Source organism: Pseudomonas sp. LB1P83 (assembly GCF_054897885.1).
In genome coordinates, this window is record NZ_CM142709.1 from 1,248,036 (window position 1) to 1,274,462 (window position 26,427).

Annotated in this window: 22 protein-coding genes and 2 pseudogenes; 21 read left to right on the plus strand and 3 right to left on the minus strand. The window is 60.5% G+C overall.

The genetic code is table 11. The annotated features are described in order from the left end of the window. Positions 1–164: 164 nt before the first annotated feature. From ACYZTY_RS05665 to ACYZTY_RS05700, 8 genes are all read left to right on the plus strand, one after another. Positions 165–1,577 (plus strand): amino acid permease, encoded by a 1,413-nt coding sequence (locus tag ACYZTY_RS05665; protein WP_461957655.1) that lies wholly within the window; start codon positions 165–167, stop codon positions 1,575–1,577. A gap of 432 nt (positions 1,578–2,009) precedes the next feature. Further along, positions 2,010–2,801: an enoyl-CoA hydratase/isomerase family protein gene (locus tag ACYZTY_RS05670; protein WP_461957656.1), complete on the plus strand. Its 792-nt coding sequence runs from the start codon at positions 2,010–2,012 to the stop codon at positions 2,799–2,801. Between the two features lie 53 nt (positions 2,802–2,854). Beyond that, the gene (locus ACYZTY_RS05675) at positions 2,855–4,015 is read left to right on the plus strand and encodes an acyl-CoA dehydrogenase family protein (RefSeq protein WP_461957657.1); all 1,161 of its coding nucleotides are present in this window, start codon (positions 2,855–2,857) and stop codon (positions 4,013–4,015) included. Positions 4,016–4,033: 18 nt separating this feature from the next. Then, on the plus strand, positions 4,034–6,133 hold the full coding sequence (locus tag ACYZTY_RS05680) for an acetate--CoA ligase family protein (protein ID WP_461957658.1): 2,100 nt from the start codon (positions 4,034–4,036) through the stop codon (positions 6,131–6,133). A 10-nt stretch (positions 6,134–6,143) separates the two neighbouring features. Further along, the gene (locus ACYZTY_RS05685) at positions 6,144–7,751 is read left to right on the plus strand and encodes a 5-guanidino-2-oxopentanoate decarboxylase (RefSeq protein WP_461957659.1); all 1,608 of its coding nucleotides are present in this window, start codon (positions 6,144–6,146) and stop codon (positions 7,749–7,751) included. A 27-nt stretch (positions 7,752–7,778) separates the two neighbouring features. Next, the gene (locus tag ACYZTY_RS05690) at positions 7,779–8,969 is read left to right on the plus strand and encodes a pyridoxal phosphate-dependent aminotransferase (protein ID WP_461957660.1); all 1,191 of its coding nucleotides are present in this window, start codon (positions 7,779–7,781) and stop codon (positions 8,967–8,969) included. After that, positions 8,962–10,377, plus strand: a complete 1,416-nt coding sequence (locus tag ACYZTY_RS05695) for an aldehyde dehydrogenase family protein (protein ID WP_461957661.1) — start codon at positions 8,962–8,964, stop codon at positions 10,375–10,377. Before ACYZTY_RS05690 ends, ACYZTY_RS05695 begins: the two co-directional genes overlap by 8 nt. Before the next feature lie 54 nt (positions 10,378–10,431). Continuing rightward, positions 10,432–11,136 (plus strand): NAD(P)H-dependent oxidoreductase, encoded by a 705-nt coding sequence (locus ACYZTY_RS05700; protein WP_461957662.1) that lies wholly within the window; start codon positions 10,432–10,434, stop codon positions 11,134–11,136. A gap of 191 nt (positions 11,137–11,327) precedes the next feature. On the opposite strand, the gene ACYZTY_RS05705 is transcribed toward ACYZTY_RS05700, so the two are convergent. Further along, positions 11,328–11,519, minus strand: coding sequence for a YegP family protein (locus ACYZTY_RS05705; protein WP_010462174.1), 192 nt, complete (start codon positions 11,517–11,519; stop codon positions 11,328–11,330). A 277-nt stretch (positions 11,520–11,796) separates the two neighbouring features. Between ACYZTY_RS05705 and ACYZTY_RS05710 the strand changes: the two genes are divergently transcribed. From ACYZTY_RS05710 to ACYZTY_RS05740, 7 genes and pseudogenes are all read left to right on the plus strand, one after another. Further along, a complete protein-coding gene (locus ACYZTY_RS05710) occupies positions 11,797–12,765 on the plus strand; it encodes a glycosyltransferase family 2 protein (protein ID WP_461957663.1) in 969 nt (322 codons plus the stop codon). A 2-nt stretch (positions 12,766–12,767) separates the two neighbouring features. After that, positions 12,768–13,478 carry a class I SAM-dependent methyltransferase gene (locus ACYZTY_RS05715; RefSeq protein ID WP_461957664.1) on the plus strand — a complete coding sequence of 237 codons (711 nt, stop codon included), beginning with the start codon at positions 12,768–12,770 and terminating at the stop codon, positions 13,476–13,478. Further along, positions 13,475–13,861, plus strand: coding sequence for a GtrA family protein (locus ACYZTY_RS05720; RefSeq protein WP_461957665.1), 387 nt, complete (start codon positions 13,475–13,477; stop codon positions 13,859–13,861). Before ACYZTY_RS05715 ends, ACYZTY_RS05720 begins: the two co-directional genes overlap by 4 nt. Continuing rightward, positions 13,858–14,794 (plus strand): annotated as a pseudogene (locus tag ACYZTY_RS05725) (DUF6311 domain-containing protein); the annotation flags it as partial. The gene ACYZTY_RS05720 and the pseudogene ACYZTY_RS05725, both read left to right, overlap by 4 nt. 70 nt (positions 14,795–14,864) lie before the next feature. Then, positions 14,865–15,227: a hypothetical protein gene (locus ACYZTY_RS05730; protein WP_461957666.1), complete on the plus strand. Its 363-nt coding sequence runs from the start codon at positions 14,865–14,867 to the stop codon at positions 15,225–15,227. Positions 15,228–15,403: 176 nt separating this feature from the next. Further along, positions 15,404–16,330 carry a LysR family transcriptional regulator gene (locus tag ACYZTY_RS05735; RefSeq protein ID WP_461957667.1) on the plus strand — a complete coding sequence of 309 codons (927 nt, stop codon included), beginning with the start codon at positions 15,404–15,406 and terminating at the stop codon, positions 16,328–16,330. 57 nt (positions 16,331–16,387) lie between these two features. Continuing rightward, a complete protein-coding gene (locus ACYZTY_RS05740) occupies positions 16,388–16,753 on the plus strand; it encodes a 5-carboxymethyl-2-hydroxymuconate Delta-isomerase (protein ID WP_461957668.1) in 366 nt (121 codons plus the stop codon). Between the two features lie 3 nt (positions 16,754–16,756). Here the strand turns inward: ACYZTY_RS05740 and ACYZTY_RS05745 are convergent, their stop codons facing one another. Together ACYZTY_RS05745 and ACYZTY_RS05750 are read right to left on the minus strand one after the other, a co-directional pair. Next, positions 16,757–17,692, minus strand: coding sequence for a LysR family transcriptional regulator (locus ACYZTY_RS05745; RefSeq protein ID WP_461957669.1), 936 nt, complete (start codon positions 17,690–17,692; stop codon positions 16,757–16,759). A 226-nt stretch (positions 17,693–17,918) separates the two neighbouring features. After that, a pseudogene (locus ACYZTY_RS05750) lies at positions 17,919–19,110 on the minus strand (cyanate transporter). 589 nt (positions 19,111–19,699) lie between these two features. Here ACYZTY_RS05750 and ACYZTY_RS05755 point away from each other — a divergent pair. The 6 genes from ACYZTY_RS05755 (at position 19,700) to ACYZTY_RS05780 (ending at position 26,238) form a co-directional block, all read left to right on the plus strand. Continuing rightward, the gene (locus tag ACYZTY_RS05755; RefSeq protein WP_461957670.1) at positions 19,700–21,082 is read left to right on the plus strand and encodes a glutamine synthetase family protein; all 1,383 of its coding nucleotides are present in this window, start codon (positions 19,700–19,702) and stop codon (positions 21,080–21,082) included. 179 nt (positions 21,083–21,261) lie between these two features. Continuing rightward, positions 21,262–22,911: a phosphoethanolamine transferase gene (locus ACYZTY_RS05760; RefSeq protein WP_461957671.1), complete on the plus strand. Its 1,650-nt coding sequence runs from the start codon at positions 21,262–21,264 to the stop codon at positions 22,909–22,911. Between the two features lie 73 nt (positions 22,912–22,984). Further along, positions 22,985–23,638 (plus strand): class I SAM-dependent methyltransferase, encoded by a 654-nt coding sequence (locus ACYZTY_RS05765; protein ID WP_461957672.1) that lies wholly within the window; start codon positions 22,985–22,987, stop codon positions 23,636–23,638. A gap of 123 nt (positions 23,639–23,761) precedes the next feature. After that, positions 23,762–24,895 carry a ribonuclease D gene (rnd, locus tag ACYZTY_RS05770; RefSeq protein ID WP_131060408.1) on the plus strand — a complete coding sequence of 378 codons (1,134 nt, stop codon included), beginning with the start codon at positions 23,762–23,764 and terminating at the stop codon, positions 24,893–24,895. Further along, a complete protein-coding gene (locus ACYZTY_RS05775) occupies positions 24,892–25,185 on the plus strand; it encodes a YcgL domain-containing protein (protein ID WP_131060409.1) in 294 nt (97 codons plus the stop codon). The genes rnd and ACYZTY_RS05775 overlap by 4 nt, the downstream gene beginning before the upstream one ends. 120 nt (positions 25,186–25,305) lie before the next feature. Continuing rightward, entirely contained in the window at positions 25,306–26,238 is a 933-nt protein-coding gene (locus tag ACYZTY_RS05780; RefSeq protein ID WP_461957673.1) for a D-2-hydroxyacid dehydrogenase, read from the plus strand. Positions 26,239–26,427 lie beyond the last annotated feature (189 nt).

Genomic DNA, 26,427 nt, shown 5'->3' on the forward strand with positions numbered 1-26,427 from the left:
TTACAACTTCGATCCTTACGGTCAACGTGAGCTTACATGGTCTTCCAATAATCGAGACAACCGCCACAGCGCGGTCTTCGAAGCTTATTGGAGATAATAATAATGAACCGCCGTAAAGCTGATCCCTCCTCGCGCTACGCGCACCTTGCTGATGGGGTGCGGACATGAGCGAATCTACCGAACGTAAAGGCATCCAACTGACCCGCGCTTTAAAGAGCCGACACATTTTCATGTTGTCCCTGGGCGGCGTGATCGGCACCGGGCTGTTCATGGGCTCCGGGGTGACGATCAATCAGGGCGGGCCGGTGGGGGCGATTCTGGCCTACCTGGTCGCCGGTTTCCTGATGTACCTGGTGATGGTTTGCCTGGGTGAACTGTCTGTACAAATGCCGGTCTCCGGCTCTTTTCAAACCCATGCGACCAAGTTCATCGGGCCGGCCACCGGGTTCATGATCGGCTGGGTGTACTGGATGAGTTGGGCGACGACCGTGGGCCTTGAGTTCACGGCGGCCGGCATGCTGATGGAGCGCTGGTTCCCCACCATTCCGATCTGGTATTGGTCGGCGCTGTTCGTGGTGGTGCTGTTCGGCCTGAATGCGTTGGCGACGCGCGCCTTCGGTGAAGCTGAATACTGGTTCTCCGGGATCAAGGTCGCGGCGATTCTCGGTTTTATCGTGGTCGGCGTGTTGGTGATCTTCGGTGCGATCCCGCTCAGCAGCGGCGCCCCGGCACCGATGATGAGCAACCTGATTGGAGACTCGCTGTTCCCCAACGGCTTGTCCGCTGTGTTCGCGGTGATGATGACCGTGGTCTACGCCTTCCAGGGCTGCGAGATCATGGGCGTGGCCGCCGGCGAAACCGATCAGCCGGAAAAAAGCATCCCCCGCGCCGTTCGCAACGTGGTGTTTCGCGTGTTGATTTTCTATGTGCTGGCGATCGTTGTGCTGTCGGCGATCGTGCCGTGGCAGCAGGCCGGGTTGATGGAAAGTCCGTTCGTGCAGGTGTTCGACATGGTGGGTATTCCTTACGCCGCTGACTTGATGAACTTCGTGATCCTCACGGCGATTTTGTCGGTGGGTAACTCCGGCCTGTATGCCTCGACGCGCATTTTGTGGGCGATGTCGAAGACCGGCATGGCGCCGAAAAGCCTGTCGCCGTTGAGCAAGCGCGGCGTGCCGTTGCGGGCGCTGAGCATCACCTTGTGCTTCGCACTGGTGTCGTTGATGACCAGCTTCGTCGCGGCGGACACGTTGTTCATGGTGCTGATGGCGGTGAGCGGCATGTCCGGCACGGTGACCTGGATTGTGATCGCACTGGCGCAGTACAAATTCCGCAAGGCTTACCTGCGCGATGGCGGCAAGCTCAGCGATCTGAAATACCGCGCGCCGTGGTTCCCGCTGCTGCCGCTGACGTGCATTGCGTTGTGCTGCTCGCTGTTTGTGTTCCTGGCACTGGATGAGACGCAGCGTCCTTCGTTGTATTGGGGCTTTGGGTTTATCGCGGTGTGCTACGCCGCGTATTTCCTGACGCAGCGCAAACGCCAGGCGGTGCTGGCGCCGAGCTTGCTGACGGAATAACCGCACGGGGTACAAAAAAACGCGACAGGTGACTGTCGCGTTTTTTTGTGTCCGTCAGGAAACCGCTGTTCGCGGGCAAGCCTCGCTCCTACGGATTGTGCGATGCCTCGGCCTGTGGGGTTCGCAAACCGTGTAGGAGCGAGGCTTGCCCGCGAAGGCGTTCTTGAGATCGCCTTCGCGGGCAAGTCCGATCGCCACACCGTAGGCTCCTACAGGGTCGTTCACAGCGGTGTAAGCAGTTGTTCGAAGTTGTAACAGCACCATCGATCCATCATCCGTAATCAATAAATACCTGATTAAAAACAGCTGTTTACTGAAGATTTCTGTCTGTTACTGCCAATTTCCTCGCCAATTGCCGTCTTACTGAACACTCGTTTAGTATGGCCTCAAGTCGCATCACCTCAGGCCAAACACAATAATTCGAGGATTCGCATGACTACTCACATTTCTCTTCTGTGCCAGGTAAAAGCCGGTGTGGCCTGGATCACCCTCGATCGTGCCGCCCAGCGCAATGCGCTGGACATTCCAACCCTGAAAAACCTGCACGCCTTGCTCGATGAGTTCAACGCCGATCCCGCCGTTCGAGTCGTTGTACTGACCGGCAGCGGCCGCAGTTTCTGCGCCGGTGCCGACCTCGCCGAGTGGGCCGAAGCCGAGGCCCGTGGCGCTCTCGAAAGCTACGGCTGGACCGAAACCGCCCACGCACTGATGAACCGTTTGTACAGCCTCGAAAAACCGACCATTGCCGCGATCAACGGCACGGCCGTCGGCGCCGGGATGGACCTGACGCTGTGCTGCGACCTGCGCATCGCCGCGCAATCGGCACGGTTCAAGGCCGGCTACACCAGCATGGCCTACTCGCCGGACGCCGGGGCCAGCTGGCATCTGCCACGCCTGATCGGCACCGAGCAAGCCAAGCGCCTGCTGTTCCTCGACGAGTTGTGGAGCGCCGATCGTGCCTTGGCCGCCGGCCTCGTCGGCGAAGTCTGCGCCGATGATCAACTGCACGACGTGACCACTGAGCTGGCCACGCGCCTGGCCAACGGCCCGACGTTCGCATTCGCCCAGACCAAAAAACTCATGCGCGAAGGCGCCCAGCGCAGCCTGCCGGAGCAACTGCAAGCCGAGCTCGCCGCCGGCCTGCTCTGCGGTCGCAGCAAGGACGGTGCCGAAGCCTTGCGCGCCGCCATCGAAAAACGCCCGGCCCACTTCAGCGGCCAATAAGCCCGGTGGCTTGCCCCGTACACCTACTCAGCACATGAACAACAGGTAGTCCCATGAATTTCCAACTGACCCAAGAACAAGAAATGTTAGTGGACGCGGTACGCAGCTTTGTCGCCAAGGAACTGCTGCCTCATGAGGAAGCGGTCGACCGCGCCGACGAAGTCTCCCCCGAGTTGGCGGCACAGATTCGCGGCAAGGCGATTGCGGCGGGATTCTATGCCTTCAACATGCCGGAAGAAGTGGGCGGTGGCGGCCTCGATTACCTGTCCCAGGCGTTGATCGAACGCGAGCTTTCCAAGGTGTCATGGGCGCTGCATGTGTTCGTCGCGCGGCCGTCGAAAATCCTCATGGCCTGCACCGGCGAGCAGATCAACGACTACCTGCTGCCGTGCATCCAGGGCGAGAAGATCGATTGCTTCGCGCTGACCGAACCGGGTGCCGGTTCCGATGCCAACGCGATCAAGACCCGCGCGGTGCGCGACGGCGATGACTTCGTTCTCAATGGCAGCAAGCACTTCATCAGCCACGCCGGGCACGCCGATTTCGCCATCGTGTTCGCTGTCACCGACACCTACGAGCACAACGGCCGCAAGCGCAACGCGGTGACCTCGTTCCTGGTCGATCGCGACACGCCGGGCATGACCATTCGCCGTGGTCCCAAGTGCGTAAGCAACCGTGGTTACCACACCTTTGAAATGTTCTTCGACGACTGCCGCGTACCCGCCAATAAGGTGCTGGGCGAAGTCGGCAAGGGCTGGGAGGTTGCCAATGCCTGGCTCACCGCCGGGCGGGTGATGGTCGCGGCCAACTGCGTCGGCCAGGCGCAACGCGCGCTCGACGTGTCGCTGCAATGGGCGGCGGATCGCAAGCAGTTCGGCCAGCCGATCGGCACCTATCAGGGCATCTCGTTCAAGCTCGCCGACATGGTCACGCAGATCCGCGCTGCCGAACTGCTGACCTTGCACACCGCCTGGAAAATGGACCAGGGCACCATGACCGATGGCGAGGCCGGTATGGCCAAATTGTTCGCCAGCGAAGTGCTCGGCAAAGTCGCCGATGAGGCGGTGCAGATCTTTGGCGGCATGGGCTTGATGGACGAGTGCCCGGTGGAACGCATCTGGCGTAACGCGCGGATCGAACGTGTCTGGGAAGGCACCTCGGAGATTCAGCGTCACATCATTTCCCGCGAATTGCTGCGGCCACTGTTGCGCTGATCCGCCCGGAGAATGGCTATGTCGCAAACGATTCGTGACAACCTCAAACGCTTGCTCGCACCGCGCCACCTGGCGTTTGTCGGTGGTCGCAGCATGGCCCGCGCGCTCAAGCGCTGCGCCGAAGGTGGCTACCTTGGCGAGATGTGGCTGGTCAATCCGCAGCACGACACCCTCGAAGGCGTGCCCTGTGTGCGCAGCATCGCCGATCTGCCGTGCGGTCCGGACGCGGTGTTCATCGCGACCAACCGCGAACTGACCCTGACCTGCGTCGCCGAACTGGCCGCCAAGGGTGCGGGCGGTGCAATCTGCTACGCCTCCGGGTTCGCCGAAACCGGCGCCGAGGGTCAGGCCTTGCAGCAACAATTGCTCCAGGCGGCCGGCAACATGGCCTTGCTCGGCCCCAACTGCTACGGCTTGCTCGACTACCTGCACAGCTCCGCGCTGTGGCCGGTGGCCCATGGCGGCAAACCGGTGGAGAAGGGCGTCGCTGTCCTGACCCAAAGCGGCAACTTTGCTTATAACCTGTCGATGAGCGACCGCTCGCTGCCGGTGGCCTACATGGCCTCGGTCGGCAATCAGGCGCAACTGGGCGTCGCCGAATTGATGGACGTGCTGCTCGATGAGCCGCGCGTCACCGCCATCGGCTTGCACCTCGAAGGCCTGAAAAACGTCCCGGGTTTCGCCCGCGCCGCGCACAAGGCATTGGAGAAGGGCATTCCGATCATCGCCCTGAAAACCGGCGTGTCGCAAATCGGTGCCGAACTGGCGCTCAGTCACACCAGTTCGTTGTCCGGTTCCGATGCGCTGTACGACAGTCTGTTTGCGCGCCTCGGCGTGATCCGCGTCAGTGGCCCGGTGAGTTTTGTCGAAACCCTGAAAGCGGCCGCGTGCGGCAAGCTGCCGGCGGGCAACAGCCTGATCGCGTTGGCCTGTTCGGGAGGCGATGCCGGGCTGATTGCCGACTACGCCGAACGCAACGAACTGACCTTGCCCAAACTCGATGAGGGTCAGCGTGAAGAGCTGGCGCAAGTGCTGCCGAGCTACGCCAACCTGGTCAATCCGCTGGATTTCACCACGGCGATTTGGGGAGACGGCGTAGCCTTGAACCGTATGCTCGACAGCGCCCTGCGCACCGAAGCCGATGCCGCGATGCTGGTGCTCGATTACCCGGCGCAATTCACCGGCGAACGCAAGGAATGCGACCTGCTGCTGGAGCTGTATTGCGCTGCGCTGATCCGCCACGGCAAGACCGGTTTCGTCACTTCGGCGTTCCCGGAATTGCTGCCGGCCCATGCGCGCGAGCGCCTGCATGCCCAAGGCGTGCCGGCGCTGCAAGGCGTGGAAGACGGGCTGGCCGCATGGGGTCGGATCGCCGGCTATCAACGCAATCGTCAGGCGCTGCTGGCGCTCGGTGAATCGGCGCTGGTGCCGCACTGCCCGCAGGCGCTGGAAGGCGAAGGTCGCTTGCTCAATGAATGGGATTCCAAAAAAGCCTTGCGCGCCTTCGGCCTGCCGACGCCGAACGGCGTATTGAGCACCCCGGACAACGCGTTAAGTGACGCCAACGCGCTCGGTTATCCGCTGGTCTTGAAAGCGGTCAGTGCCCAACTGCCGCACAAAACCGAAGCCGGCGCCGTGGCGTTGAACCTCAAGGACGCCACAGCCCTGAGCGCTGCACTGGAAAAAATGCGCGCGAGCATTGCCGATTACGCGCCGCAGGTGCCGTTCGATCAGGTGCTGCTGGAACCGATGGCCACGCCGCCGTTGGCCGAATTGATTGTCGGCATCAAACGCGAAAACGACTTCGGCCTGGCCCTGGTCATCGGTGCGGGCGGGATTCTGGTGGAGTTGCTCAAGGACAGCCGCAGCCTGCTGCTGCCGACCACCGATGGCGCCATTCGCCAGGCGTTGTTGAGCCTGCGCAGTGCCCCGTTGTTGCAAGGTTTTCGTGGTCGCGAAGCGGCGGATCTGGACGCGCTGGTGGCGGCGATTCGTGCGGTGGCCGATTACGCCTGCGAGAACGCCGGGCAGTTGCTGGAACTCGATGTGAACCCATTGTTGGTCGGTGCCCACGGCACGACTGCGGTCGATGCGTTGATTCGCCTCGGCCACGAGTGAGGAAGTGAACATGCAAAGCACAACATTGACCGGCGGCCAGGCCCTGGTGCGTCTTCTGGCCAATTACGGCGTCGACACCGTGTTCGGCATCCCCGGCGTCCACACGCTGGAGTTGTATCGCGGCTTGCCCGGCAGCGGCATCCGTCATGTGCTGACGCGCCACGAGCAAGGCGCCAGTTTCATGGCCGACGGCTACGCGCGGGTCAGCGGCAAACCGGGCGTGTGCTTCATCATCACCGGGCCGGGCGTGACCAACGCCGCGACCGGCATCGGCCAGGCGTATGCCGACTCGATTCCGATGCTGGTGATTTCCAGCGTCAACCACACGGCCAGCCTCGGCAAAGGCTGGGGATGCCTGCACGAGACCCAGGACCAGCGCGCAATCACCGCGCCGATCACCGCGTTCTCGGCGGTGGCGCTCAGTGCCGAAGACCTGCCCGAGTTGATCGCCCGTGCCTACGCGGTGTTCGACAGCGAGCGTCCGCGCCCGGTGCACATCTCGGTGCCGCTCGACGTGTTGTCGGCAAAAATCACCCGCGACTGGAGCAATGAAGTGGTGCGTCGCCCAAGCCGTGGCGTACCGGCAGCCACGGCGCTGGATCGGGCAGTGGCCAAGCTGCAAAGCGCCAAGCGGCCAATGATCATCGCTGGCGGTGGCGCCTTGAATGCGCAGCAGCAAGTGCATGAACTCAGCACCCGACTCGCCGCGCCGCTGTTCACCAGCGTTGCGGGCAAAGGCCTGTTGCCGCCGGATGCACCACTCAACGCCGGCTCGACCCTGTGCGTAGAGCCGGGTTGGCAACTGATTGCCGAGGCCGACGTGGTGCTGGCCGTCGGCACCGAAATGGCCGACACCGATTTCTGGCGCGAGCGTCTGCCACTGAATGCCGAACTGCTACGCGTGGACATCGACCCGCGCAAGTTCAACGATTTCTACCCGTGTGCGGTGGCGCTGCAAGGCGATGCGCAACACACCCTCGCCGCGTTGCTCGAACGTCTGTCGCCCGCCAAGCGCGATGCCAGTGCCGCGATTGCGTCCGTCGCCGCACTGCGTGAAGCGGTGCAAAACAGCCACGGCCCGTTGCAGTCGATCCACCAGGCGATTCTCGAACGTATTGCCGCCGAACTGCCGGACGATGCCTTCATCAGCACCGACATGACTCAACTGGCCTACACCGGCAACTACGCCTTCAACAGCCTGGCGCCTCGCAGCTGGTTGCATCCGACGGGCTACGGCACGTTGGGTTACGGTTTGCCGGCAGGCATCGGCGCCAAGTTCGGCGCACCGCAGCGGCCTGGGCTGGTGCTGGTTGGCGACGGCGGTTTTCTCTACACCGCGCAAGAACTGGCGACCGCCGTCGAAGAGCTGGACAGCCCGCTGGTGGTGTTGCTCTGGAACAACGACGCGTTGGGGCAGATCCGCGACGACATGATTGGGCAGGATATCGAGCCGATTGGCGTGCTGCCGCGCAACCCGGACTTTGCCGCCCTTGGTCGCGCATTCGGTTGCACGGTGAACGAGCCGCAGAGCCTGGCCGAGCTGCAAACCGATTTGCGCCACGGCTTCAAGCGCAACGGCGTGACCCTGATCGAACTCAAGCATGCGTGCGCGCTCTGACTGCCATTTTTTTACAGGGATACCGACATGCGTTTTTCCGACCTGACTCAACGTATCGCCGGTGACGGCGCTGCCGCCTGGGGCATTCATTACCGCGCCCTGGCGCTGCTGGAACAGGGTGAAGACATTCTGCTGCTGTCAGTTGGCGACCCGGACTTCGACACGCCGGTGCCGATTGTGCAGGCGGCCATCGACAGTCTGTTGTCGGGCAACACCCACTACGCCGACGTGCGTGGCAAACGCGCACTGCGCGAAAGCATCGCCCGGCATTACGCTAAACACAGCGGCCAGCAGGTCTCGGCGGAGCAGGTCACCGTGCTCGCCGGGGCGCAATGCGCGTTGTTCTGCGTGGCTCAGTGCGTACTGAATCCGGGCGATGAAGTGATCGTCGCCGAACCGATGTACGTCACCTATGAAGCGGTGTTCGGTGCCTGTGGCGCAGTGGTGATTCCAGTGCCGGCGCGCTCGGAAAACGGCTTTCGGGTACTGCCCGAAGACGTCGCCGCACGCATCACGCCGCGCACTCGGGCGCTGGTACTCAACAGCCCGCACAACCCGTCGGGTGCCAGTTTGCCGCGCGCCACGTGGCAAGCGTTGGCGCAGCTGTGCATCACCCACGACCTGTGGCTGATTTCCGATGAGGTCTACAGCGAGCTGCTGTTCAACGGCGAACACATCAGCCCGGCCAGTCTGCCGGGCATGGCCGAGCGCACCGCGACACTTAACAGTTTGTCGAAATCCCATGCCATGACCGGCTGGCGCATCGGCTGGTCAATCGCGCCGCCCGCCCTGGCCGAGCATCTGGAAAACCTCGCGCTGTGCATGCTCTACGGTTTACCGGATTTCGTGCAGGACGCCGCCGTCGTTGCGCTGGAAAGCAACCTGCCGGAACTGGAAGCGATGCGCGAAGCCTATCGCCAACGTCGCGATCTGGTCTGCGAATGCCTGGCCGACTGCCCCGGCGTGCGTGCCTTGAAGCCCGATGGCGGAATGTTCGTGATGGTCGATGTCCGCGACACCGGGCTCAGTGCCCAGGCGTTTGCCGACCGCTTGCTCGACCGTCATGGCGTCTCGGTCCTGGCCGGTGAAGCCTTCGGCCCGAGCGCTGCGGGGCATATCCGTCTGGGGCTGGTGTTGGGCGCAGAACCCTTGCGTGACGCCTGCCAGCGAATCACCCGTTGCGCCACTGAACTGATGGAAGCCCAAGTCTATGCATAACCACAAGACGCTGTTTATCGATGGCCGCTGGCAAACCCCGTCGGGGCAAGGCATTGCCGAAGTGATCAACCCGGCCACTGAAGAAGTCGCCGGTTCGGTGCCGCTGGGCGATGAGCGCGATGTCGACAACGCGGTGGCCGCCGCCCGCCGCGCGTTCGGTTCATGGTCGCGGACGCCTTCAAGTGTTCGCGCCGGATACATCCGCGCGCTCGCCGAGCAGTTGCACACGCGGGCCGACGAGATGGCCGCGGTGATCACCACTGAATTGGGGATGCCGGTGCAATGGTGTCGGTCGGTTCAGGTCGACGGCCCCATCATTGGCCTGGAGCAATACGTCGAACTCGCCGGCTTGATGGATGAAGTTCGCGAGGTCGGCAATTCGCTGGTGATCCGCGAGGCGGTCGGTGTCTGCGCCTTCATCAACCCTTGGAACTACCCGCTGCATCAACTGATCGGCAAGCTCGCTCCGGCACTGGCCGCCGGATGCACGGTGGTGGTAAAGCCAAGTCAGGAAACGCCGCTGCACGCCTTTTTGCTGGCGCAAATGATCGAAGCCATCGGCTTGCCCGCCGGGGTGTTCAACCTGGTCAGCGGACCGGGTGCGAAGGTCGGCGAAGCACTGGCCAAACACCCGGACGTGGACATGGTCTCGTTCACCGGCTCCACCGGTGCCGGGGTTCGCGTGGTGCAAGCGGCGGCACGTTCGGTGAAGCGCGTATGCCTGGAACTGGGCGGCAAGTCGGCGTTGTTGATTGCCGAAGACGCGGACCTCGCTGCCGCAGTGCGCCACGGCGTGCAGGACGTGATGATCAACTCCGGGCAGACCTGCACCGCGTTGACCCGCATGTTGCTGCCCGCCAGTCGTTACGCCGAGGCCGTGGAACTGGCCATCGCCGAAACCCAAAGCCTGCGCATGGGCGATCCGCTGGACCCGCAGAGTTTCCTCGGGCCGATGTGTTCGGCGGCGCAACGGCGCACCGTGCGTGATTACATTCAGGTCGGTCAACAGGAAGGCGCGCGACTGTTGTGTGGCGGCGATACGGCGCACGCCTTCGAGCGCGGTTACTACGTCAGTCCGACGCTGTTCGCCGATGTCGACAACCGCATGCGCATCGCCCAGGAAGAAATCTTCGGGCCGGTGCTGTGCCTGATTCCTTACGCCGATGAAGCACAAGCGATTCAGATCGCCAACGATTCGCCGTTTGGCTTGTCCAGCGGCGTCTGGGCCGCCAGCACCGAGCGCGCCTTGCACCTTGGGCGTCAGTTGCGCGCCGGGCAGTGTTTTCTCAATGGCGCGGCGTTCAATTATCAGGCGCCGTTCGGCGGCTACAAGCAGTCGGGCAATGGCCGTGAATGGGGGGAAGAAGGGCTCAACGAGTTCGTCGAAGTGAAGGCGATTCAAGTGTGACGTGAAGCGTTATCGCCCTCAAACTCAAAACCTGTAAGCGTCTAGGGAATTGCCATGAAAGTATTGATTGTCCACGCTCATCCGGAGCCGAAATCCTTCACCGCCGCCCTGCGTGATCAGGCGGTGGCGACACTTGAGGCCCAGGGGCATGAAGTCCAGGTCAGCGATCTGTACGCGATGAACTGGAACCCGGTGGCCAGCGCTGATGACTTTTCTTCGCGGGAGAACCCCGAGTACCTGGTGTATGCGCTGGAGCAACGTCTGGGGGTGAAGAGCCAGTCGCTGGCGCCGGACATCCAGCAAGAACTCGACAAACTGTTGTGGGCTGACCTGCTGATTCTGAACTTCCCGATTTTCTGGTTCTCGACCCCGGCCATCCTAAAGGGCTGGATTGATCGGGTGCTGGTGTCGGGGATCTGCTACGGCGGCAAGCGCTTTTACGACCAGGGCGGATTGAGCGGCAAGAAGGCGCTGGTGTCCATTACCTTGGGCGGCCGTGAGCATATGTTCGGTGACGGCGCGATCCACGGTCCGCTGGAAGACATGTTGCGGCCAATCCTGCGCGGCACGCTGGCCTATGTCGGGTTTGATGTGCTGGAACCGTTCGTGGCCTGGCATGTGCCGTACATCACTGACGAGGCTCGCAAGGATTTCCTGCAGAGTTACCAGCAGCGTCTGGAACACCTGAGTGATGATCAGCCGATGCAGTTTGCGCGGTTGTCGCAGTTTGATGATGGGTTGTATCCGTTGCCTGGCTAATGGGGGCTTTTGGCCAAGAATTTGATGGGCTCTTTCGGGCCTCATCGCGAGCAGGCTCGCTCCTACAGGGGATTTGTGAACGCCACAGATCCAATGTAGGAGCGAGCCTGCTCGCGATGGGGCCAGTGAGTTCAACCCGAAATGCCGAAGCTGTTCACAGCCGCTGAACAGCTTCGGCATTGGCCTCAGGTTTAGATCTCCTTCACCGGCGTCTCACCCTCAACCCCTTTGATCAACCCGATGGCATGCAGGCAATCCGCCTTGTTCACGTACGACTCACCGCTGGCGATCGTCTCGTGGTTCCCCGCCCTCAAGCGCCAGCGCCATTGTCCTTTGCCGGTGCTCGGCGTGCCTTTGGATTGCCTGTAAATCTCGAAATACATTCTGCTCGCTCCATGCGATGGGTAATTGCGACAACCTGTGTGACGCATCGGGGGCAAGCCTAGCGGAGCTGGCTTTTTTGACCATCAGGCATTTGTTTCCAGGCATTTGAAAATATTTCAGCCAGCGCAACCGGGCCGGCGCGAATGGCCAAAACCCCCGCAGTTTCGCCCTTGCATCACCTCCCTCGGTCCTGCTTAATACGACACGGCTCATGGCGTCGCGCGGCTGTCGACGACCCCGGATTGTAGAAAAATCACTATAAAAAAGAGCAATCAATTGACTCATCAGCACGGAACGCAACTGGCCGGGCATTTGCAGCTTTCGCTCGTGATACCGGTACTCAATGAAGCGGCGACCATTGATTTGTTCATCGCGCGGATCACTGACGTCTTCAAGGAAGAAACGCTGGTCAGTCTGGAAATGGTGTTCGTCAACGACGGCAGCACCGATACCACGCTCGACCTGCTGCTGGAGCGTCAACAGACCGATCCGCGGATTCGCGTCGTCGATCTGAGCCGTAATTTCGGCAAGGAAGCGGCCCTGACCGCAGGCTTGCAGACCGCCACCGGCCAGGTGGTGGTGCCGATCGATGTCGATTTGCAGGACCCGCCTGAAGTCATCCTCGAAATGATCGCCCGCTGGCGTGAAGGCTATGAAGTGGTGCTGGGCCATCGGGTGAGTCGCAAGACCGACTCCTGGGCCAAGCAAACCTCGGCCAACTGGTTCTATCGCCTGCACAACAAAATCGCTGAGCAGCACCTTCCGGAAAACGTCGGCGATTTCCGGCTGATGGACCGCTGCGTGGTGGATGCCTTGCAAACCTTGCCCGAGTCCCGGCGCTTCATGAAAGGCCTGTTTGCCTGGGTCGGGTTTCGCACCACCTACGTGAATTACGAGCGGCTCGAGCGGGTGGCAGGGGCGAGCAAGTTCAACGGCTGGCGCTTGTGGAACTTCGCGCTGGAAGGCATCACCAGTTTCAGCACGGAACCGCTGCGCATCTGGACGTATCTGGGGCTGTTCGTCTCGCTGATCTCTTTTTCGTTCGCCATTTTTATCATCTTGCGCACCCTGATCTCCGGTGTCGATCTGCCGGGTTATGCCTCGCTGATGGTCGCCGTCACTTTTCTCGGCGGCCTGCAATTGATTGGCATCGGCGTGTTGGGTGAATACCTGGGCCGGACCTACATCGAGTCAAAACGCCGCCCGGTGTATCTGGTGCGACGAGTCTATGACCCAAAGGACTGACAATGGATCTCAAGGAAACCGATATCCTCGGTTCAAGCATCGACCAGCATTGGTATTACGCCTCCAAAGCGGCGGCCACTACGCGACTGTTGGGCAACACACCGATCAAAAAGATTCTCGACGTGGGCGCAGGCTCCGGGTTCTTTTCCCACCATTTGCTGACGCACTCAGCTGCCTGTGAAGCGTGGTGTGTCGACATCAGCTACGACGCCGATTCGGACGCCACAACTGCCGGTAAACCGGTGCATTACCGTCGCGGCATCGACTCGGTGGACGCCGATCTGGTGCTGCTGATGGACGTGCTGGAACATGTCGATGACGACGTCGGACTGCTCAAGGCTTACGTCGATAAAGTCCCTTCCGGCAGCCGTTTCCTGATGACGGTGCCGGCGTTCCAGTTTCTCTGGAGCGGGCACGATGACTTCCTCGAACACAAGCGCCGCTATACCTTGCCGCAAATGGAAACTGTGGCCCGGGATGCCGGTTTGACCGTGAAGCAGGGGGCTTACTATTTCGGTCTGGTGTTCCCGATTGCCGCCACCCTGAGACTGCTGCCAAACGGTGCACAGCCGTCACCACCGCGCTCGCAGCTCAAGCAGCACCATCCGCTGGTGAATACGATTTTGAAGACGCTGTGCAGCGTCGAACTGCCGTTCATGGGCGCGAATCGTCTGGCGGGGTTGACGGTGTTTGTCTTGGCGCAGAAGCCGTGACGTCAGCCGAAAAATCCGCCTTGATCCAGCGTGGCCTGCGTTTTGCCGTGACCGGGTTGTTCGTCACGGCCCTGCACGCGCTGGTGGCCGTGTTGTTCATCAACTACGTGTTGCCTCTGCCGCCCTTGGCCAACGGCGCGGCGTTTGCCGTGGCGACCGTGGTGTCTTACCTGATCAATACCACCTGGAGCTTTTCCGCCCGATTGCATGGGCGAACGTTGCTGCGCTTCATGATGGTTTCGGTTGCCGGTTTCCTGCTGGCGATGCTGGTGGCCTGGGCTGCGCAAATGGCCGGGCTGCATTATTTGCTGGGGATCGGTGCGGTGGCGCTGACCCTTCCGGCCTTCACCTTTGTATTGCATAACTTCTGGACGTATCGATGAAGGATTTCGCTAAACGCCTGCCGCTCAATCTGTTGCCGCTGTTGATCGGTGTTGTGGCCTTTTTCCTCGTCGTCGGGCCCAGGGCGCTGAACCCGCTCAACATTGCGTGGCTGGGCAATGGTGACCCGGCGACGCATTATCTGGGCTGGGTGTTTTTCCGGCAGTCGCCCTGGAGCTTTCCCATCGGGCTCAATCCGTCCTACGGGCTGGAGCTGGGCCGGCATCATTTTTTCTGATTCCAATCCGCTGCTGGCGTTCCTGTTCAAACCGTTCACCTCGCTGTTGCCGATGCCTTTTCAGTACTTCTGCCTCTGGTTCCTGACCTGCTTCGTCCTGCAGGCGTGGTTCGCCTGGAAACTGGTCGGGCTGGTGACTTCGCACGTGGGTGTACGGGCCGTGAGTACGGCGTTGTTCCTTTTTGTTCCGCCGATGCTCATGCGCATGCCCTTTCATTTGTCCCTGGGCGGGCATTTTCTGGTGCTGGCCTCGTTGTACTTGGGGCTGCATCCGCAACTGCAGCGTCGATATCTGAAATGGGGTGCGTTGCTGGCGGCGGCCGCGTTGGTCCACGCGTACTTTCTGGCAATGGTTGCAGTGATCTGGATTGCCAATCTCGCGGCCGGTTGGTCCCGGGAAAAACTGACGCTACGGTCGGCGTTAACCGAATTCATCGTGCTGTTTTCGTTGGTCAGCTTCTGCTGTTGGCAGGCGGGGTATTTTTCGGTGGGCGGCGACAGCGCGGTATCCGATGGTTTTGGCATGTACGCCATGAACCTGCTGTCACTGATCGATCCGGGGAACTGGTCCTATTTACTGAAGGATCTGCCTGGTGTTCAAGGGGTCGGTGACGGCGAAGGATTTGCCTTTCTGGGACTTGGGCTGATCACGCTGGGCATCTGTGCAGTGGTCGGTTTACTGCAAGGCAATACCGGCTTCGGGCAACAGGATTGACGGATTTACGGTGCTTGCTCCGGGATGGAAACAATGCGGAGCTTGCTTGCAGATGAATACGCCAGTTAACCCGCTCGCGCTGATCCCTTCCCTTGAAACCGGACAAAAAGCGCTGTTTAACTACGGCAGCAAGGGGAGGGCGTTTCTGGCCAGGGGCTGGTCCGATTCCGAACTCTGGGGCACCTGGTCCGAAGGTCCCGACGCCGAAGTCATGTTCCGGGTGCCGGTGCCCGTGCATTCCTTGCGTCTGGAGGCCACGGCGTTTCTCCCTCCCGGGCATGCTGGCCAACGTGTTGTCATCAGCATCAACGGCATTGCGGCGTTGAAGACCCAACTCCAGCAGGCCGATGAAACATTATCGATGTGCGCCTCACCACCGAAATGCAGGAACGGGTGTCGAGTCAGGGTGTATTGAGTTTGCACATGCAGTTCGCCGACGCCGTCAGCCCGAAACAGTTCGGGATAGGCGAGGACGCCCGACAACTCGCATTCGGATTGAAGACCCTGACGGTCAATTGAGGGTCGACGCACGTAGACGCCCCCTTCGCGCCTTTCTACACTGCCTGAAGTGTTGAGGACCGAGGGCAAGGAATGAATCGAAACGAATTGCGCAAGGCTGACATCAACCTGATGGTGGTGTTCGAAACGTTGATGCTCGAGCGCAACGTCACGCGGGTGGCGGAGAAGTTGTTTCTCGGCCAGCCGACCATCAGTGCCGCGCTCAACCGCTTGCGGACGATGTTCAACGATCCGCTGTTCATTCGGGTCGGCCATCGCATGGAGCCGACGGCGCGGGCCGAGGAAATCATCCTGCACCTGTCGCCGGCACTGGATTCGTTGTCGGTGGCCCTGAGCCTGACCCACGATTTCGACCCGGCCAGCAGCACCATGACCTTTCGCATCGGGCTGTCGGACGATGTCGAGTTCGGCCTGCTGCCGCCGCTGCTGCGCGCCTTGCGTCAGGAAGCGCCGAAGGTGGTGTTCGTGGTTCAGCATGTCGATTACTGGCGCATTCCCGACCTGCTGGCCTCCGGCGATATCACGGTCGGCATCAGCCAGACCCGCGGCCTGCCGGCCAATGCCAAGCGCAAGTTGTTGCGGCACATCCAGCCAAGCATCTTGCGCGCCGATGCCTCGGACACCCCGCTGACCCTCGATGAGTATTGCGCCCGCCCGCACGTGTTGGTGTCGCACACGGCCAACGTCAGCGGCTACGCTGATGAATGGCTGGCGGAGATCGGCCGCACGCGTCAGGTCGTGCTATCAGTGCCGCAATACAGTTCGCTGCCGGCCCTGCTCGCCGGCACCGACCTGATCGCCAGCCTGCCGGATTACACGGCCGAGGCGATGGCCGCCTCAGGGCAACTGTTCAAGGAACCCTTTCCGTTCAAGACGCCGACGCTGGACTTGTCCATGGTCTGGCTCAGTCATGTGGATACCGACCCGGCCGAACGCTGGTTGCGCTCACGGCTGGAGGCGTTCATGAGTGAGCGCGCTGAATCGCTGCTGTCCAAATGAGTCAGACGGCGCTGTGTTATATGTAGGACTTTTCCGCTCACCATCAGGAGCCAAACCATGCCCCACCTGCACATGGAATACACCGCCAACCTGCCCGGACTGAACGCCGACGTGGCGTTGATTCGGCTCAATAATGCATTGGTGGCTTCCGGTCAGTTTGCTGCGGAGTTCGACATCAAGAGCCGGGCGGTGAAGGTCGAGACGTTCAAGGTCGGCACGGCGATGGGGGAGCGGGCGTTTGTGCATGTGAAGCTGGCGCTGCTGAGCGGTCGCTCGCCACAGATCAAACAGCAGTTGTCCGAAAGCCTGCTGGCCGTGGTGCAGGATCTGTGTGAATGGCCGACAGGGATTGAAGTCCAGTTGTGCGTGGAGATCCTCGACATCGATCGAGAGTCCTACACCAAGACTGCCATCGGCCACTGAATTTCAGGCCATTTCCTGCCCGACGCAGGCCTTGATCACTTGCTCGCGCAGCCAGGTATTGGCGCTGTCCTGATCGACGTTTTGACTCCACAGCATGTCCAGGGTGAAACCCGGCAAGCCGTTGGGCGCTTCGCAGTGATTGAAGATCGCCTCGTTGGCCAGCAATTGCTGGATGCGACGGGGCAGCGTCAGGATGAAGTCGGTGCCGGTGATCATTTTCAGCGCCGCGCTGTAGCTGTTGGACCGCGCGACGATCTGCCGTTTGTGCGCCTGTCGCGCCAGCCAGCCATCGACCATGTTGGTGGTGGACGTCCACGGCGTCGGAAACACATGCCGGCGTTCGACAAAGGCTTTCAGGCTTAATCGCGGTTCCAGTGGTGTGGCACGCTTGTCGAAGACGCAGACCAGGTCATCTTCCAGCAACATCCGGGATTTTAAGTCGGTGTGGCTGCGATGAAAATGCGGGCCGAAACAAATCACCAGATCGAGGCTGCCATCGCGCAGATCTTCGGTCGGGATGTCGGTTTCGAACTTGTGCATGTTGACCATCACCGGCAGGTCGGCGAAATCGAAGCTTTTCAACAGGCGCGGCAGGATCAACTGCTCGAAGTATTCCGGTGCGCAGATATTGAACGTGACCGGTTGCAAGGTCGGGTCGAAGGCCTGGGCGCCGGCGTGGCAGAGATTGATGCTTTCGAGAATCTTCAGCACATGCGTGTACATGGTGCTGGCTTTGTACGTGGGGCGCATACCCGTGCGGGTATTGATGAATAGCTCGTCTTCAAAACTGGTGCGCAGTTTTTTCAGGCAGTAACTCACGGTGGACTGGCTGACGCAGAGCGCCTCCGACACACCGGTGACGCTGCTTTGCTCATACACGGCGACAAACACCATGAGGTCCTGCATATCGAGCTTTCTAAGCAAGTTACTGTTCAGCATCCGTTCTGTCTCGCTGTGCTCCTTGCGCTGACTGTGCGCAAACGTGTGCGAATGATCCTAACGGAACGATGGTGCCAGGAGAATGCCTTGTAGGACGTTTCACGGTCAGTTGTGGGACAGAAAATGTTACGAACACGACGTGGGAATTTAATCCTACATAACATGGCCGAAGGCCTTTACTCCTGAGCGGCGGTGCACCCGGAGGATTTCAGAGTGGGCTTCCAAATCAATGAATGTGTCGGGCGTAATGCCGCGGATTGAAGCGCAGGGCCATCAGGATCATCAGCGCCATGACCCCGGTCAGGCACCACCAGGCCCATTCGAAACTGCCCGACTGATCGCGGACCATTCCGGCCATCAGCGGCGACAGACCGGCGATCAGGTAGCCGATACCTTGTACGAAGGCCGTCAGCCCACCGGCGCGTTGCGGGTTGTCGAGGTGATCCAGCGACACAATCAGGCTCATCGGGAACAGGCCGCCAATGCCCAGTCCCAGCAGGCACGGCCAGAGCAGATTGAAGTGTTGCGGGCTGAGGATCAACCCGCAGAAACCGGCCATGATCAGCACCAGCAATACCACCAGCACCCGGCGCCGGTCACGGCTGCGGTTGGCGATGGCGGGTGTCACCAGCCCCGACAACACTTCCATGGCCGTCAAAAAGCCCAGCAGCAAACCGGCATTTTGTTCGCTCCAGCCCTTTTCCATGTAGTACGGCGCCAACCAGGCCAGTACACAGGTGTAGGACGCAGTGCCCAAACCGAAGAAGATGGCGAGTAACCAGGCGCGGGAATTAGTGAAGAAGGATGTCTCGCGTGTTGCTGGTGCTGGTGCCGTTGGCGTCGATGTCCCCTGACGCCCGAGATTCCAGAACAGCAACGCCACCAGTGCCAACGCGGCCCAAATTGCCAGCCCCACCCGCCAACTGCCGGTGCGGGTCATCACCAGGGGTTGCAAACGATGCCGCTATCGCCGCACCGCCCATGATCGACGTCACGTAGAGTCCCATGCACACGGCAACGTTGTCGCTGAAGCGGGATTTGATCAGCACCGGCAACAATGCCTGGATCAGCGCAATCCCCATACCGGCCAGCATGGCGCTGAGGATCAGTTCGACTGCCGAGTCCACGAACAACCGCGACACCGTGGCCAAGCCAATGATCAGCAGTGATATCACCACGGTGCGCTGTTTGCCGAGGCGTTGGCTGACGCTCAGGCCAAAGAACATCGCCAGCCCCATGGCCATGACGGGCAGCATGGTCAGCAGCGAGGCCAGGCTGAAACTCAGCGGGATGTCCCCGCGAATGGCCGACAGCAACGGCCCGACAGCCGCCATCGATGGCCGCAGGTTCAGGGCGACAAGGATGATGCTGACCATCAGCCAGAGGGCAGGGCGGGAAGTGGCGCGAACGTTTTCCATCAATCGGACCTTGAATAATCAGGGGCAGATTAGGCGCGCGAGGGGCTGGAGGTCTCAAATCAGATAGTCCGCAGCGGTATTTAAAAATTAAATACCTGCGCCACACCACAATTCCCCTGTAGGAGTGAGCTATGTGGCGAGGGGATTTATCCCCGTTCGGCTGCGAAGCAGTCGCAAAACCATTGCTTGCGGTGTATCTGAAACACCACAGTGTTCAATTCGGGGCCGCTTCGCAACCCAACGGGGATAAATCCCCTCGCCACATAGCTCACTCCTACAGGGGATATTGGGTGTTTGGGAGATTGATTGTTTAGTCCAGCCACACCCAAGGTTCTACAAATCCCGATTTAACGACCTGACCACCCGTGTGACGCTGCTGCTCATCTGTTTCCTGCGGTCATTTCTATGGACGGTTGCCCCGTCGCACTTCCCTCCGAATTAGCCTTCTGGGCGCTATGGCACTGTCGCCACGCGCGCCCACCGGATTCCTGCCTTTCCCGTTGATTCTTCTGACAGGTCCCGCGCTGTGCGCCGGGATCAAACCGGCAACGCCTGGGCGTTTGCCTGACGCGAAAACAAGAGAATTCCCATGAGTTGTGCCACGACATCCTTCGCCACCAAACAAGAAGCCCTGACCTTTCTGGAACAGAACCCGGATATCGAGATGTTCGAGTTGTTCATCCTCGACAACAACGGCGTGCCTCGGGGCAAGTTGCTGCATCGCGATGAACTGCTGGCGGTGTACGAAAGTGGGCGGCCGTTGCCGAGCACCATTCTTGGCCTGACCATCAACGGCGATGACGTGGAAAACTCTGGCCTGGTCTGGGACGTCGGCGACATCGATTGCCGGGCGTACCCGATCAGCGGGAGTTTGACGCGCATGCCATGGCGATTGATTCCAACGGCGGCGGTGCAGGTCAGCATGCATCCGAAAGAAGGCATGCCGGCGACGATTGCTGATCCACGGCACCTGCTGGCGAAGGTGATCGAAGGCTTGCAGGCCGACGGTTATTACCCGGTGATGGCGGCAGAGCTGGAGTTCTATCTGCTCGATCAGCAACGCGACAGCAACGGTCGGCCGCAACCGGCGCGGGACGTCGATGGCGGACGACCGCGCTCGACGCAGGTCTACGGTTTGCGTGAGCTGGAGCAGATCGAGCCGTTTCTGGCGGATCTCTACAGTGCCTGCAAATTGCAGGGCATTCCGGCGCGCACGGCGATTTCCGAATACGCACCGGGGCAGGTGGAAATTACCCTCGAACACCGCACCGACGCCCTGCAGGCGATGGACGAAGCGGTGCGCTACAAACGGCTGGTCAAAGGTGTCGCGCACAAACACGGGATGGCCGCTTGCTTTATGGCCAAACCATTCGATGACCTGGCGGGCACCGGCATGCACATGCACGTCAGCCTGGCGGACAAGGACGGCAACAACCTGTTCGCCAGTGAGTCTGCGGACGGCACGCCGCTGCTCAAACAAGCGGTCGGCGGCATGCTCAGTACCTTGCTCGATTCGTTGCTGCTGTTCTGCCCGAACGCCAACTCTTACCGTCGATTCCAGACCAATAGCTACGCGCCCCTGGCGGCGACCTGGGGCGTCGACAACCGTACCGTGAGTTTGCGGGTTCCCGGTGGGCCGGCCTTCTCCCGGCACATCGAGCACCGCATCTGCGGCGCCGACGCCAACCCGTATCTGGCGGCCGCGGCGATTTTGGCCGGCATCCATCGCGGCATTCGCGAACAGCTCGACCCGGGCGCACCCGTGGAAGGCAATGGTTACGCCCAGGCCACGGAGTTGTTGCCAACCGATTGGCTGACCACGTTGCGGGCGCTGGAAGGTTCGACCTGGGCGCGGGAGGCGTTCGGCGGTGAATTCCTCGGCGTGTACCTGGCGGTGAAACGCGCCGAGTATCGGCAGTTCATGGGCGAGGTCGGCGAGCAGGATTGGCGTTGGTACTTGCATCAGGCCTGAACAAGAGCTGAACCATTCTCAAATAAGTTAAAAGTATCAATCCAACAACAGAAGCCAACTAATCGTTGGCTTCTTTTTCACAAAAAATTGATGGTTGGCTGCCTAAAGTTAGTGCTGTCACGGTAAATGAAATTTTCACATTTGCCGAAGGCACTTCTTTTCAGGAACAGCCAATCATCATGTTGAAGTTCAAACCCGTGCGCCCGGAATGGGTGACACTGATTGCCAGCGCCTTTCTACTAACGGGCTTTAATTTAGTGCTCTGGCAGCACCTGTTTGATATCACCGCCACGGACGGTAAAGGCATCGTCATTCGCGTTGCGTTCGGCGTGATGATTCTGGCGGCCTTCAACATTGTGTTGACCCTTTTGGCGTTTCGGCACGTGATGAAGCCGGTCTTGATTCTGATCTTCATGATCAGCGCTGGCGTGGCGTACTTTATGAGTCAATACGGTGTTCTGATGGACATCGGCATGTTGCGCAACTTTGCGCAAACCAACGCGACGGAAGTGCGTGATTTGCTGTCGTTGAAGTTGTTTGTTTATATTCTTTTGCTGGGTGTTTTTCCCTCCTGGTTGTTGTGGAAGGTTCCGGTTAGTTATCGCCGCTGGCACCGTGAGTTGTTAAGCAAGGCACTGGTGAGTGTCGCGTCGGTTGCGGTTGTCGGTGGCGTCGCGCTGGTGAACTATCAGGGCCTGTCCTCGTTGTTTCGCAATCACCATGAACTGCGCCTGATGGTGGTGCCGAGTAACTACATCGGTGCTGCGTTCGGTTACCTGCGTGAGCAAGTCGTCTCCGCCCGGCAGCCCTTCGTCAAGGTCGGTGAAGATGCCCAGCGAAATCCCGCCTGGCAAACCCACGGCCGTAAATCCCTGACGGTGCTGGTCGTCGGTGAAAGTGCCCGGGCCGAGAACTTCGGCATCCTCGGTTACGACCGCGACACCACACCCAAACTGGACAAGGAAGCCGGCCTGATTGCGTTCACCGATGTGCATTCCTGCGGCACGGAAACGGCCGTGTCGGTACCGTGCATGTTCTCGAACATGGGCCGCAAGAATTACAACGCCGGCAAGGCGAAGAATGAAGAAGGCCTGCTGGACGTGCTCAAGCGCGCCGGTCTGGAGGTGATCTGGCGTGACAATCAATCAGGCTGTAAAGGCACGTGCGACCGGGTCACCCTTGATGACGTCAGCAATCTCAAGGACCCGGTGCTGTGCGCCAACAGTGAATGCCGCGACGAAATTCTCCTGCAAGGTTTGCAGCACTTCATCGACACGCTGGATAAAGACACCGTGCTGGTCCTGCACCAGATGGGCAGCCATGGCCCGGAATACTTCAAGCGCTACCCGAAAGAGTACGAACGCTTCACGCCCGTCTGTGAAAGTAACGCACTGAACAATTGCAGCCGCGAAAGTATCGTCAATGGCTACGACAACACGCTGGTGTATACCGACCACGTGCTGTCGACCCTGATCGATCTGTTGCGCAGCAACCAGGACAAAGTTGATACCGCCATGCTGTATCTGTCGGATCACGGCGAATCCCTGGGCGAATACAACCTGTTCCTCCACGGTACGCCTTACATGCTGGCGCCGGATCAGCAGAAGCATGTTGCGATGCTGGCGTGGTTCTCCGACAGCTACCAAAAGTCGTTCTCGGTGGACACCCATTGCCTGCAATTGAGCCGCGACAAGCCCCTGAGCCAGGACAACCTGTTCCATTCGATGCTTGGTCTGCTGGAGGTCAACAGCAAGGTCTACAACCAGGATCTGGACATGTTCGCCGGTTGCCGCGGGGCCGTGATCGACGGTGTGTTGGCCAAAGAGTAAGCGTTTCGACCTTTTTTTCACGTACCGGTGGTTAACCTGCGGCCGGTACATATCCCTACAAGAGTCAGTGCACATGTCCGCGCAGCCCCCATCCGCCATCGAGCTTGAGTTCGCCCGGCGCTACGATCAGGAACACAGCCGCGCCTGCCTTCAGCCGCGACCGCGTGGCCTGGCGGGGCGCTTGACGTTCTGGCGCGACGAGCAGCTGGTGCGCAATGCGCTCAAGGTCGCTGGCGAGCCGGGCTTGTTGCTTGATGTGGCTTGCGGTGCCGGGCGCTTCTGGCCGGTGTTGGTCGAGCACACGAATCGAGTGATCCTCGCGTCCGATCATTCGCAGGACATGCTCAATCACGCCCAGACTCACCATTCGCAGAGCCTGCTCCAGCGGATCAAGACGTTTCAGAGTTCGGCCTTCACCCTCGGTTTGTCGGCGAACGCGGTGGACAGCATTTTTTGCATGCAACTGTTTCAGCACATCACCAGCCCGGAGCATCGGTTGGCCTTGCTTAAAGAGTTTCACCGTGTGAGTCGCGATACCGTGATTGTGGCGGTACAGATCAATGCGCATTTCAAGCTCCGCCGATCAGGCGCTCACGCCCGGCAGCTGGCAGACAAGGCAGAGGTCGAAGCCGAATTCAGGCAAGCGGGTTTCCGCTTGCTCAGTCATCAGGACTTCCTGCCCGGTTGTGCGCGGATGCGGGTCTACGTGCTGCGTAAGGCCGGTTAACCTCCGCTTGTCAGACATTTCTTGCCGTCTGGCAGGTCTTTTCGTTAAAGCTCTTGTTCAGTGAATGCGCGGAAATCGCCGGGGGCGATATATACTGCGCGCCATTCTTCAAGGGAGAGCCGTGTGGCCATCGATATTCACTGGATTCGCGACAACGATAGCCTCGGTCAGTTTTGCGCCGAGTGGCAGCAGCTGCCATTCGTTGCCCTCGACACCGAATTCATGCGGGTCGACACCTTTTATCCGATCGCAGGCCTGCTGCAGATCGGCGATGGCGTACGCGCTTACCTGATTGACCCACTGACCATCGACAACTGGAAGCCTCTTGCCGCGTTGCTGGAAAATCCGGCCGTGGTCAAAGTCGTCCACGCGTGCAGCGAAGACCTCGAAGTGTTGCTGCGCCTGACCGGCAGCCTGCCGGCGCCGCTGTTCGATACGCAACTGGCCGCCGCCTACCTGAACCTCGGTTTCTCGATGGGTTATTCGCGGTTGGTGCAGGAAGTGCTCGGTATCGACCTGCCCAAGGGCGAGACCCGTTCCGACTGGCTGCAACGTCCGCTGTCCGATACGCAAATCAGCTATGCCGCTGAAGATGCGCTGCATCTGGCAGAAGTTTTCGTACAACTGCGTCCGAAGCTTTCTGACGACAAGTACAACTGGGTCCTGGAAGACGGCGCCGAGTTGGTGGCCAACTTGCGCCGCGAGATCGATCCGTACGAGGTCTATCGCGAAGCCAAGCTGGCCTGGAAGCTCTCCCGCGCCCAACTCGCCGTTTTGCGTGAACTCTGTGCCTGGCGTGAACGCGAAGCACGCGCCCGTGACCTGCCGCGCAATCGCATCGTGCGTGAGCATTCGCTGTGGCCGTTGGCGCGCACGCAGCCCGACAACCTCGGAGCGCTGGCGAAAATCGAAGACATGCACCCGCGTACCGTGCGTCAGGACGGCGAATTTCTGCTTGATCTGATCAAGCGCTCTGGCAGTGTGTCGCCAGATCAATGGCCGCCCGCCGTGCCGGAGCCGTTGCCGGTGGACGCCGCCACCCTGGTCAAACAGCTGCGTGCGATCGGCCAGGCCGAAGCCGAGCGCCTGAACATTGCGCCGGAGCTGATGCTGCGCAAGAAAACCCTGGAAGCGCTGCTCAAGAGCGGCTACCCCAACGGTCCCTACCAATTGCCTGATTCGCTGCGTGGCTGGCGCCGCGAATTGATGGGCCAAGCGCTGCTTGACAGCCTGGCCACCGCCGGAGAACAGCCTTGAAACGTATTTGCTCCATCTATCGAAGCCTGAAGAAAAACGAGATGTACCTCTATGTGCTCAAAAGCGATGCACTGGAGCGCGTCCCGGAAAGCCTGATGGCCGCCTTCGGCAAACCTCATCACGCTTTCGATCTGGTGCTGACCCCCGAGCGAAAACTGTCGCGCGAGGACATCGCCGTGGTCCTGGAAAACCTTGAGAAGCAGGGCTACCACCTGCAGATGCCACCGGCCGAAGACGAATACATCGAACACTTGCCGGAAGAGTTGCTGCGACGTAACGACCCGATGTGATCGGCAGACAGGCTCTGTTCAGAGTCTGTGTGAAACACTGGAATGATTTTGGCGATGGCCAGGGCGACGGAGTGATACTCCTTCGACGGCCGTCTGCACTGTTTTCGAAAGGTTTGAAACATGCGCGTTCTGATTGCTGAACACGACCACCCTGTGTACGCCCAACTGCTGCGTCAGGCTGCGCCTGATCTGGAAGTGCTGACCAGCGGCGACTCCGCAGAATTGGCCAGCCAGGCGGCGGACTGCCCGATCTGGCTGGGCCAGCCGGACCTGCTGGCGAACCTGTTGCGCCAGGGCCACCAGCCACAATGGCTGCAATCGACATGGGCCGGCATTACGCCGCTGCTGGCCGACGGTTTGCGCCGTGATTATCGCCTGACGCGTGCGGTAGGGATTTTTGGTCAGGTCATGGCCGAATACGTCCTGACCTACATGCTCGGCCACGAACGCGAAGTGCTGGCGCGGTTGGTCAGCCAGGTCGAGCGCAAGTGGGACAGCCGTCAGGGTCAAAGCCTGGCGGGACGTAAAGTGTTGATCGTCGGCACCGGTGACATCGGCCAGACCGTGGCGCAGTTCCTCGTGCCGTTTGGCGTCGAGTTGTACGGCATCGCCAGCGAAGCCCGCGAGCAGGCGCCGTTTGTTGAAGTCGGCGCTATGGCAGACTTGCCGCGCCTGGTCGGTGAAGTGGATTTCGTCATCAATCTGCTGCCCAATACCCCCAATACCCACGACTTGTACGATGCTGCGCTGTTCAAGCAGTTCAAGCCGACCGGGTTGTTCATCAACGTCGGGCGTGGCGTGGCCGTGGTCGACGCGGACCTGGTGGAAGCCTTGAAAGAAGGGCATCTGGCGGGCGCGGTGATCGACGTCTGCCGTCAGGAACCGCTGCCGCAGCGTCATCCGTTCTGGACAGCCTGGGGCTTGCTGCTGACCGGCCACAGCTCGGCACCGACCTCGCCATCGATGATGGTGAACCTGTTTGTCGACAACCTGCGGGCGTATCAGGCGGGCGAGGCGTTGCGCGGAGAAGTGGATTTCAACCGCGGCTACTGAAACCACCGCTCACTCGAACATTGTGCAAAACCTGTGGGAGCGAGCCTGCTCGCGATGGCGGCGTGACAGTCAGCATTGATGTTGAATGTGCTGACCTCATCGCGAGCAGGCTCGCTCCCACATGGGGGTCTGCGGTGAATCCACTATTGTGGGAACACCAGAAATCAACTGTGGGAGCGAGCCTGCTCG

What these genes read in the sequence shown, in the direction of transcription:
- ACYZTY_RS05665 (WP_461957655.1), top strand. Translation starts at nt 165, where the DNA reads ATGAGCGAATCTACCGAACGTAAAGGCATCCAACTGACCCGCGCTTTA.
- ACYZTY_RS05670 (WP_461957656.1), top strand. Translation starts at nt 2,010, where the DNA reads ATGACTACTCACATTTCTCTTCTGTGCCAGGTAAAAGCCGGTGTGGCC.
- ACYZTY_RS05675 (WP_461957657.1), top strand. Translation starts at nt 2,855, where the DNA reads ATGAATTTCCAACTGACCCAAGAACAAGAAATGTTAGTGGACGCGGTA.
- ACYZTY_RS05680 (WP_461957658.1), top strand. Translation starts at nt 4,034, where the DNA reads ATGTCGCAAACGATTCGTGACAACCTCAAACGCTTGCTCGCACCGCGC.
- ACYZTY_RS05685 (WP_461957659.1), top strand. Translation starts at nt 6,144, where the DNA reads ATGCAAAGCACAACATTGACCGGCGGCCAGGCCCTGGTGCGTCTTCTG.
- ACYZTY_RS05690 (WP_461957660.1), top strand. Translation starts at nt 7,779, where the DNA reads ATGCGTTTTTCCGACCTGACTCAACGTATCGCCGGTGACGGCGCTGCC.
- ACYZTY_RS05695 (WP_461957661.1), top strand. Translation starts at nt 8,962, where the DNA reads ATGCATAACCACAAGACGCTGTTTATCGATGGCCGCTGGCAAACCCCG.
- ACYZTY_RS05700 (WP_461957662.1), top strand. Translation starts at nt 10,432, where the DNA reads ATGAAAGTATTGATTGTCCACGCTCATCCGGAGCCGAAATCCTTCACC.
- ACYZTY_RS05705 (WP_010462174.1), bottom strand. Translation starts at nt 11,519, where the DNA reads ATGTATTTCGAGATTTACAGGCAATCCAAAGGCACGCCGAGCACCGGC.
- ACYZTY_RS05715 (WP_461957664.1), top strand. Translation starts at nt 12,768, where the DNA reads ATGGATCTCAAGGAAACCGATATCCTCGGTTCAAGCATCGACCAGCAT.
- ACYZTY_RS05730 (WP_461957666.1), top strand. Translation starts at nt 14,865, where the DNA reads ATGAATACGCCAGTTAACCCGCTCGCGCTGATCCCTTCCCTTGAAACC.
- ACYZTY_RS05735 (WP_461957667.1), top strand. Translation starts at nt 15,404, where the DNA reads ATGAATCGAAACGAATTGCGCAAGGCTGACATCAACCTGATGGTGGTG.
- ACYZTY_RS05740 (WP_461957668.1), top strand. Translation starts at nt 16,388, where the DNA reads ATGCCCCACCTGCACATGGAATACACCGCCAACCTGCCCGGACTGAAC.
- ACYZTY_RS05745 (WP_461957669.1), bottom strand. Translation starts at nt 17,692, where the DNA reads ATGCTGAACAGTAACTTGCTTAGAAAGCTCGATATGCAGGACCTCATG.
- ACYZTY_RS05755 (WP_461957670.1), top strand. Translation starts at nt 19,700, where the DNA reads ATGAGTTGTGCCACGACATCCTTCGCCACCAAACAAGAAGCCCTGACC.
- ACYZTY_RS05760 (WP_461957671.1), top strand. Translation starts at nt 21,262, where the DNA reads ATGTTGAAGTTCAAACCCGTGCGCCCGGAATGGGTGACACTGATTGCC.
- ACYZTY_RS05765 (WP_461957672.1), top strand. Translation starts at nt 22,985, where the DNA reads ATGTCCGCGCAGCCCCCATCCGCCATCGAGCTTGAGTTCGCCCGGCGC.
- ACYZTY_RS05780 (WP_461957673.1), top strand. Translation starts at nt 25,306, where the DNA reads ATGCGCGTTCTGATTGCTGAACACGACCACCCTGTGTACGCCCAACTG.